Source organism: Paracoccus sp. (in: a-proteobacteria) (genome assembly GCF_030536915.1).
Lineage (GTDB): Bacteria > Pseudomonadota > Alphaproteobacteria > Rhodobacterales > Rhodobacteraceae > Paracoccus.
Window position 1 is genome coordinate 1 of sequence record NZ_JAUNPC010000127.1, and the last position, 3,238, is coordinate 3,238.

At 66.5% G+C, this 3,238-nt stretch carries 3 protein-coding genes and 1 riboswitch (1 of these 4 cut by a window edge); all 3 genes read right to left on the reverse strand.

Annotated features, from left to right (window positions below; translation table 11 throughout):
- Positions 1–181 precede the first annotated feature (181 nt).
- From Q4F04_RS14365 to Q4F04_RS14375, 3 genes are read right to left on the reverse strand one after another with little or no spacing between them, the layout of a single operon-like run.
- Complete coding sequence (locus Q4F04_RS14365) at positions 182–958, reverse strand: ABC transporter ATP-binding protein (RefSeq protein WP_303370488.1); 777 nt, start codon at positions 956–958, stop codon at positions 182–184.
- Positions 955–1,935, reverse strand: coding sequence for an iron ABC transporter permease (locus Q4F04_RS14370; protein WP_303370493.1), 981 nt, complete (start codon positions 1,933–1,935; stop codon positions 955–957). The genes Q4F04_RS14365 and Q4F04_RS14370 overlap by 4 nt, the downstream gene beginning before the upstream one ends.
- 50 nt (positions 1,936–1,985) lie before the next feature.
- Positions 1,986–2,999, reverse strand: a complete 1,014-nt coding sequence (locus Q4F04_RS14375) for an ABC transporter substrate-binding protein (RefSeq protein ID WP_303370489.1) — start codon at positions 2,997–2,999, stop codon at positions 1,986–1,988.
- 97 nt (positions 3,000–3,096) lie between these two features.
- Positions 3,097–3,238, reverse strand: a riboswitch (cobalamin riboswitch) (it continues 159 nt past the right edge of the window).

Consider the following 3,238-nt stretch of genomic DNA (forward strand, 5'->3'; position numbering starts at 1 on the left):
CGGGGCTCGCGGCGATGAATTTCACGCTGTCACCCGGCCGGATGACCAGATAGTCGGGCTCGAATGGCATCGGGCCACTGTCGTTGCGGTTGAGCATCCTGACCTCATGCGTTTCGGCAAGGGCCGCAAACGGCAAGAGACAGGAAAGAAGCGCAGCACGGATCAGCAAGGCCATGTCCTTTCAGGCGAGACGTTGGAAGGCGAAAAGCGGCGAACCACCGGCCGGATGCGCGATCAACTCGGCATCGATGGCAAAGATCTTGCGGATGAGGGCAGGGGTCAGAACCTCGAGCGGCTTGCCCAGAGCCACGCAGCGGCCGGACTGCATCACCATGACGCGGTCGCAGCGCAGCGCGTGATGCATGTCGTGCAGCGCGATCACGGTCGTGACCGGAAGCTGCGAGACCAGGTCGAGAATGGCGATCTGTTGGTGGATATCCAGATGGTTCGTGGGTTCGTCGAGCAGCAGGATCTGCGGCGCCTGGGCATGGGCCCGCGCGATGTGGACGCGCTGCCGCTCGCCCCCCGACAGCGTGGACCAGTCCCGCGCCGCCATCTGCTCCATGCCGACCGCCTGTAAGGCGGCCTGAACGGCATCCTCATCCGTGGCGCTCCAAGGCCGGAGGGGCCCGAGCCAGGGGGTGCGCCCCAGTTCCACCGCGTCGCGGACCGAAATCCGCTCGGAGGTTTCCGCCGCCTGGGACACCATGGCGAGCCGCTGGGCGATCTGCTGGCGCCGCAGTCGCGCCATCGGCTGGCCTGCAAGCCGGATCTCTCCCCTGGTCGGCGACAGCAGTCCTGCCATCATGCTTAGCAGCGTGGACTTGCCGGAACCGTTCGGCCCGATCACGCCCAACATCTCGCCCGGACGCAGTCGCAGGCTTACGTCCGCGACGAGATCCCGGCCCTGCACGGTTCGGGTGGTGCCGACAAGTTCGAGAATGGGCCTATCGCTCATCGCTGCCTGCCCCGGATCATGACAACCGCGAAGGCAGGCGCCCCGACCAGCGCGGTGATGACACCGATGGGCAGCACCTGGCCCGGAATGACGATGCGCGACACCACGTCGGACAGCACAAGGAAGACCGCGCCCGCGAGCGCCGTGGCGGGGACAAGCCGGGCATGGCGCACGCCGACAAGGAAGCGCATGGCGTGCGGAACGACCAGCCCGACGAAGCCGATGGCTCCGGAGATCGAGACCATGACAGCCGTCACCAGCGCAGCAGTCCCGATCAGCATCGCCTGGGCACGGCGCACGTCGATCCCCAAGGCCGCCGCACTGTCGGCCCCGAAGGTAAAGGCGTCCAGAGTCCGCGTGTGCCACAGTGCAACGCCCAGACCCAGCAGCGCTACCGGCAGCGCCATCCAGATGTCCGGCCAGCGGACGCCCGAAAGATTACCCAGAAGCCAGAACATGATCCCGCGCGCCTGCTCGGCACTGGCCGATTGCGCGATGATCAGCGCGGTCGTGGCATTGAACATCTGCGAGCCGGCAATGCCCGCCAGAATGATGATGCCGGTGGTCTGAACGCCTGTTCCCCGTGCCGCGCGGGCGAGGACCGCGACCAGACCAAAGGCAACCAGTGCGCCCGCGAAGGCCCCTGCCGACATGCTGATCATGCCCGCACCGAAGCCTGCCACGGTAACTGCGACAGCGCCGGTTGAGGCCCCCGCCGAGATCCCAAGCAGATAGGGCTCGGCCAAGGCGTTCCGCAGTAGCGCCTGAAGGATCAGCCCCGATAACGCCAGGCTGGCGCCGCCGCAGGCGGCCACGACCGCACGGGACAGGCGGTAATGCCAGATCACGCTGGCATCCACGGGATCGAGAACGGCAACCGTCAGGCCGGCCTTGCTGCCCAGCACTGCCATAACAGTGGACAGCGGTATCCGCGTTTCGCCCACGGCCGTGCCGAAAAGCAGCGCCGCCGCCAGCATGACGGGCGCGAGCCAGAGCCAGCCCGCACGGCGGGCGGCAGCGCCGCGGCTCATCGGGACAGACCGAGACCGGCAAGCGCGTTGGACAGGGCCTCAAGTCCGTAGATCGCGCGGATCGAGGGGTCCATCGCATGGGCTTCCAGCGTCAAGATGCGGTCGTTCTTCACCGCCTCCATCTGGCGGGTCACGGGATCGCCGCTCAGGAACTCGCGCTTGACGGCGATGTCGTCAGCAGGAAATCGACGCCGGTTCATTTCGGCCGCGACGATGAAGCTGGGATTGGCGCGGGCGATGGTTTCCCAGCCGACGGTCGGCCACTCCTCTTCAGAGGTGACGACGTTCTTCACTCCCAGCTTGGCCAGCATCCAGCCCGGCACGGCGTTGACGCCCGCGACATAAGGATCAATCGCGATATCGGCGGACGAATACCAGAACACTCCCGAGAGATCGTCGGGCAGGTTCAGCGCCTGCGCCTGCCCGACTGCCGCGGCTTCGCGCGCCTTCAGGTCGGCGATCAGAGCCTCGCCGCGTTCCGCGACATCGAATATCTGTGCCAGCTCCTCAATGCCCCGATACAGAAGCGCGGTGTCGAACAGCACCGTCCGTGCGCCGTCCATGCTCTGGCTGTTGTCCTTGCCGATGCATTCGGTCGGCATGATCCAGCTGGGGATCCCGGCATCGTCGAACATCTCCCGCGTGCCGACCGCCCCCTGAGGGCCGATCATCCATTCATAGGCGGTGACAACCAGATCGGGCCGTTTCGCCAACACGCTTTCGAAGCTGGGGGCGTTGTCCGACAGGCGCTCGACCTGCGCATCCACCTCGGCCAACTCGGGCAGGACCGGGTTGATCCACAGCGCGGTGCCTGCGACCTTGTCGGCAAGACCCAGCATGTAAAGGATCTCGGTCGTGCTCTGGCCGACGCTGACGACGCGTTCGGGCGCCTGATCGATGGTGACCTCGTGGCCGCAGCTGGTGAGTGTCAGGGGGTAGTCCGTGCCCGCGAACGCCATCGGCGCCGCAGCCATGACAGCCATGGCCGCCGTCGTCATCATCCTCAGCATGATATGTCCTTCCGCTACATCATGGACGGGCCGAACGAGCGGACGGACTCCGGGCAGCGGTGCACGGAACGCGATCCCTCCCGAGCCGACCCGCTCGGATTGGTCAAACTGCGTCGGCAGGTCTCCTGACTGACGGGTCATCGCCGGCCCGACCTTCCCAGACCCCGAAAGGTCCAGTGGCATATTCGGGCGCGGCTCACCGCCTACAGTTGCGGGGGCAGTTCCGGTTCGGGGCGCAA

What these genes read in the sequence shown, in the direction of transcription:
- Q4F04_RS14365 (WP_303370488.1), bottom strand. Translation starts at nt 958, where the DNA reads ATGAGCGATAGGCCCATTCTCGAACTTGTCGGCACCACCCGAACCGTG.
- Q4F04_RS14370 (WP_303370493.1), bottom strand. Translation starts at nt 1,935, where the DNA reads ATGCTGGCGGCGGCGCTGCTTTTCGGCACGGCCGTGGGCGAAACGCGG.
- Q4F04_RS14375 (WP_303370489.1), bottom strand. Translation starts at nt 2,999, where the DNA reads ATGCTGAGGATGATGACGACGGCGGCCATGGCTGTCATGGCTGCGGCG.